Below are 5428 nucleotides of genomic sequence, written 5' to 3'. Positions count from 1 at the left end.
GGGAAAAAAATTCGTTCTTTTTTGTTGATTCTGCAAGGGAATTGTGCTATAGTATTACCAAACTTTTCAGAAAGCATCCAAGGGTTGTCCGCTGCATGCGGACACAAGTGCTCTGCTCGATATTATCTGTGAATATCACAGCATAATATACAAATTTTTGTAGGAGGTAACGCAATGAAAAAGAATCTTCTCAAGCTTCTGACTCTGGTTCTCGCTCTGGTCATGGTTGTCACCGTGTTCGCCGGCTGCAAGAAGGCAGACGAAGAAACCGATGCCCCCACGCAGGGCAGCGAAGAGACTCCCACTGAGACGCAGGAGCAGCCGGCTGACGAGTACAAGCCGTCCGCTGCACAGCTCCTGAACGGCAAGGAGTGGGGCAAGGATTTCACCGAGCTGTACGATGAGATCGGCGACAAGGTCACGATCGACGACGTGCAGGAGGATCCGACCACCGGTCTGGCTTACGTCGAGTACGAAGGCAAGACCTATGAGCTCGGCATGGACTTCCTGTCCATGGCAATGGTCTACAAGACCGCTGTTCCCGAGAACTCCCAGTACGAGACCGAAGACGACGTCTACGCCGCCTGGTGGAAGTACTACATGACCCGTTGGAACTATCTCCTCCCGGAGATCCCCCTCTACAGCAACGAGTACTACGATGTTTACAACGCACAGATCAAGGGCGTTGACGAGCATCCGACGAACCCGTACTGGGGCCCGGCAAAGGCTCTGATCGACTGGACGAGTGAGAAGACCGACAAAGACATCATCATCGGCAACACCACCGACCTGTCCGGCAAGTTCCGTTTTTCCAACTTCGGCGGCTCCAACCCCGGCGCTTCCGACCTTGACGTTGACAACCTCATCAACGGCATGGAGACTGTCGCCACCACCAAGGAAGGCGGCTTCGAGGTCAACAAGACGGTCGTCAAGCAGCTTGATAAGGTTGAGAATGAGGATGGCACCCTCACCTACACCATCACCCTGAACGACGGCCTGCTCTTCAGCGACGGCACCCCCGTCACCGCGAAGAACTATCTGTACTACACCATGGTCTTCTCTACCCTCGTTGCTTCTGAGGCTGAGGGCAAGGATCGCCAGGCCGGCCTGACGATCGTCGGCTTTGAAGAATTCAACGCTTACGACGGCACCAACGAGGGCGACGGCGTCTCCAAGACCTTTACCGGCCTGCGCCTGCTGGCCGACAACCAGTTCTCCGTCACCGTTAAGCCTGAGTATGCGAACTACTACTATGCCATCAGCTATGCCGGCTTCTCCCCGTTCGTCAAGGAACTGTGGTGCGGCGACTTCGACATCGCTGACGACGGCGAAGGCTGCTACTTCACCGACGGCTTCTACAACAAGACCGGCGACAGCTTCGACATGGCTGCTCATCTCGTTGCTTCTTCCAACAACACCGACACCACCTATGCGTGCTCCGGCCCGTATGCCGTGGAGTCCTACGACGAGGCCGATAAGTCCGCGATCCTGACCCTGAATCCGAACTTCCCCGGCAACTACGAAGGCGCGAAGCCGACCATCGCGAAGGTCATCTACAAGAAGGTCGTTTCCGCTACCCAGCTCGACGATCTGAAGTCCGGCGGCGTTGACGTCCTCATGGGCATCACCGGCGGCGCTGAGACCGACGAGGCTGTCGCTGCCTGCGACAACTCCAACGGCGCTTTCGTTTACACCCACTACAGCCGCGCCGGCTACGGCAAGCTGCAGTTCCGTAACGACTATGGCCCCGCTCAGTTCACTGCTGTCCGTCAGGCCATCACCTACTGCCTGGATCGTGCTTCCTTTGCGAAGACCTTCACCGGCGGCTACGGCGGCATCGTTGACGGCGCTTACTACGCCGGCTCCTGGATGTACAAGGAAGCTGCTGCCAACGGCATGCTGCTGAACGCGTACGACACCTCTGCCGATACCGCCATCGCAGTCCTCGAGGCTGACGGCTGGATCTACAACAAGGACGGCGAGGCTTACACCGAGGGCGTCCGCTACAAGAAGATCCCGGCTGAGTATGCCGACGAGAACGATATCAACTACAAGTCCATCGACGGCGCTTATGTGACCACGAAGGTCGGCGACGATTACTACATGCCGCTGGTCCTCAACTGGTACGGCACCACCGATAACCCCTTCTCCGATCTGCTGGTCACCGACTTCGAGCAGGGCGCTAACATCGCCGCTGCAGGCATCGTGATCCAGAAGACCACGGGCGACTTCGCTCCGATGCTCGACGAGTTCTATCAGGCGGCTGTGTACGGCTTCTATTCCGGCACCCCGCTGTACAGCTGCTTCAACTATGCAACCGGCTTCACCTCCGCTGCATACGACTACGCTTACAACTGGTCCATCGATCCCTCCTTCTATGCGAACTACTCCGTTGCTTATCTGAAGGACGAGGCCGATATCTACTGGCTGAGCTAATGGCGGCAGGCCGCGAGGCCTGACTGACGCATCAAGTATCCGAGATCACGGGATGGGGGCTCGCCCCCGTCCCGTGATTGTGGATTCAAAACCCTGTGTATCATAGCGCACTGTCAAATAACTTCTTTTCACAGTTATCACCTCTGGCGCGCATGTTTATCCATAGGGTGTATCTGAAAGTCCGCCCTGTGGTCCAAGCTTGGTAGAATGCCGTCTTCCCCATTGTCAGAAGCGGCTTTTCAGATACACCCTATCCCCGCGGCTTGCGGCCACGCCGCAGCCTGATCCTGACCCGCGCAGAAACAGATTGCCCCGGCATGGCACCGGGGACGATTGACCCCCCGCGCTGCCAAATCTACTGTCGTGCGGGCGACAGACTGGAGAGTACCTTATGTTCAAATACGTTCTCAAGCGAATCGGCTACATGTTCCTGGTCCTGTTCATCCTGTCGATCGTGATTTTCATGATCTACAACCTGACCCCGAGCAACCGCGCCTATACCGATGCGAAGGCCGATCAGGCCGCCATGAAGCAGCAGCTCGCCGGTATGTCCGCCGAGGCACAGGCCAAGTGGTTCGAGGAACGGTACGAAATGTATCAGATCAGCTACGGCACCGAAACCAACAACATGATCCTCCGCTATCTGCGCTGGGTCGGCCTGTATCCCTATGCGGATAACCCCTACACTGGCAAGGAAGGCAAGCTCAATGGCCTCCTGCAGGGCAACTTCGGCTATTCCTATCAGTATAAAAAAGATGTAGTTAACGTTGTCGCCGCTCCGATGAAGAACACGATCTTCATCAACATCTTCGCCACGATTCTGGCGCTGGCCATCACCATTCCGCTTGGTATCGCCTGCGCCGTGCGCAAAAACAGCAAATTCGACCGCTTCACACAGGTCTTTACCATCATCGGCTACAGCTTGCCGAGCTTCATTATCTGTATTCTGTTTATCTGGGTCTTCTGCGCTCTGCTCGGCTGGTTCCCGGCCAGCGGCATGAAGACACCGGGCAGCAGCTACGAGGGCTTCAAGTGGTTCACCGACCGCATGTACTATCTGGCCCTCCCGCTCATCACCATGACGTTCTGCTCTCTGGGCAGCATGACGCGCTACGTCCGTGCCTCCATGATCGATGCTCTGTCCATGGACTGCATCCGTACCGCGCGCGCCAAGGGCGTCAAGGAAAAGACCGTTATCTATTCTCACGCATGGCGCAACGCCCTGATCCCCATCGTCACGATGATCGTCGGCTGGTTCACCAGCATCTTTGCGGGCTCCCTGATCTTTGAAGACATGTTCGGTCTCAACGGCATGGGCAAGCTCATGATCTCGTCCCTGCGTACCTCGGACTACGATGTTACGATCCTGATGCAGTTGTTCTATGTCGTCGTCGCGCTGCTCGGCAACCTTGTCATCGACATTGTCTATGGCCTGGTCGACCCGCGCGTCAGAGTCAACAAGTAAGGGGGTAAGAGCATGAGCAAGAAGAATTCCTCCGCGAAGCGCAGCTGGCTCGGCCGCCTCTTCTTTGGCGGCAGCAAGGGCCTGGCCGATGATATCGAGGCCAAGCGCGCAGCTAAAAACGACGTCGAAGAGATTGTCAGCCCGGTCAAGCAGATCGTTCGCGGCTTTATGGAGCGCAAGCTCGCCGTCGGCGCCCTCTGTGTTGTCATCGCCATGTTCCTGCTGGTCTTCATCGGCCCGCTGTTCATGACGACCTATACCGACACCTATACCGAAGTCACGCAGGCCAACCTGCCGCCCACGATGTCCATGCTCTCCGTCCCGAGCGAGCTGAAGAACGACATCAAGATGATCGACAGCTACGGCAGCTTCTCCGTCGGCCTTTCCAACGCGGGCAAGGTCTATGTCTGGGGCGCAACGGGCCTCGGCACGACGGGCATTGACGTCGCCGATATCCCGGAAGAGGTTCAGAATGAGAAGATTGCCTGGGTCGCTGCCGGTATCGATCACATCGTTGCTGTCGGTGAGAACGGCAAGGTCTACGCCTGGGGCGCAAACAAGCTCGGCCAGTACGGCTACTTTGACCCGGCGGTGAACCCCAACATCGCTCCCGAGCCGGACGAGCTCCTCAACGGCACCATCGATGCCTCCAACATCAAGAAGATTACCTGCGGCTATCAGGCCACGGCCATCCTGATGAACGACGGCACCCTGTATATGTGGGGCAACAAGAACACCTATCAGAACTTCGACACCGTAGCCACGCTGGACGGCAAGCTCACGGATATCGACTTCACGCTGAACTATGTCGTCGCGGTGACGGACGGCAACTCCGTCTACACCGGCAAGCGCGGCCTGTATGATCAGATGCGCGACAACATGGGCTCCGCCACGGTTCCCCTGCGCGAGTTCCTGAATGGCCGCAAGATCACGAGCATCTATGCCACGAGCAAGACGGTCTGCGCCCTGCTCGACGACGGTACCGTCGGCTTCGTCGGCGACTTCGACACGAGCAGCAAGGCCATGCCCAAGCTGCATGAGGGCGAAGAGATCGTCAAGATCGTCTCCGGCACCTATCATTACACCGCGCTGACCAGCGAGGGCCGTGTGTTCTCGTGGGGCAGCAATACCCTTGGCCAGTGCAAGGTCCCCGACGACGCACAGGGCGCGTCCGACATCTTCGGCGGCGCGTTCCAGAGCTACGCAGTCGATTCCAACCACGAGCTCATGGGCAAGTGGGGCCTGAAGGGCTATCTCTTCGGCACGGATAACTACGGCGCGAACGTTGCCCTGCGTATCATTCAGGGCGGTAAGATGACGATGACCATCGGTGCGATCGCCGTTATCATCTCCACGATCATCGGCATCATCATCGGCTGTATCTCCGGCTACTTCGGCGGCAAGGTCGATATGTTCCTGATGCGCTTCACCGAGATCTTCGGCGCCATCCCGTTCCTGCCGTTCGCCATGATCCTGTCCGCCCTCATGGCGCAGATGGACATCAGCGAGAATGAAAAGATCTTCATC

The 5428-nt window shown here is 57.4% G+C and carries 3 protein-coding genes; all 3 read left to right on the top strand.

Annotated elements, in window-relative coordinates:
* Window positions 1-174: 174 nt before the first annotated feature.
* Window positions 175-2436, top strand: coding sequence for an ABC transporter substrate-binding protein (locus ACMKFF_RS02990; RefSeq protein ID WP_419495978.1), 2262 nt, complete (start codon window positions 175-177; stop codon window positions 2434-2436).
* Between the two features lie 391 nt (window positions 2437-2827).
* Window positions 2828-3901 (top strand): ABC transporter permease, encoded by a 1074-nt coding sequence (locus ACMKFF_RS02985; protein WP_419495977.1) that lies wholly within the window; start codon window positions 2828-2830, stop codon window positions 3899-3901.
* 12 nt (window positions 3902-3913) lie between these two features.
* Window positions 3914-5428 (top strand): hypothetical protein (locus ACMKFF_RS02980; protein ID WP_419495976.1); only part of this gene is annotated, 1515 nt, incomplete at its 3' end.

The organism is Faecousia sp., from assembly GCF_048519415.1.
GTDB lineage: Bacteria > Bacillota > Clostridia > Oscillospirales > Oscillospiraceae > JAZOXB01.
This window is presented reverse-complemented; position numbering and strand designations above follow the sequence as displayed.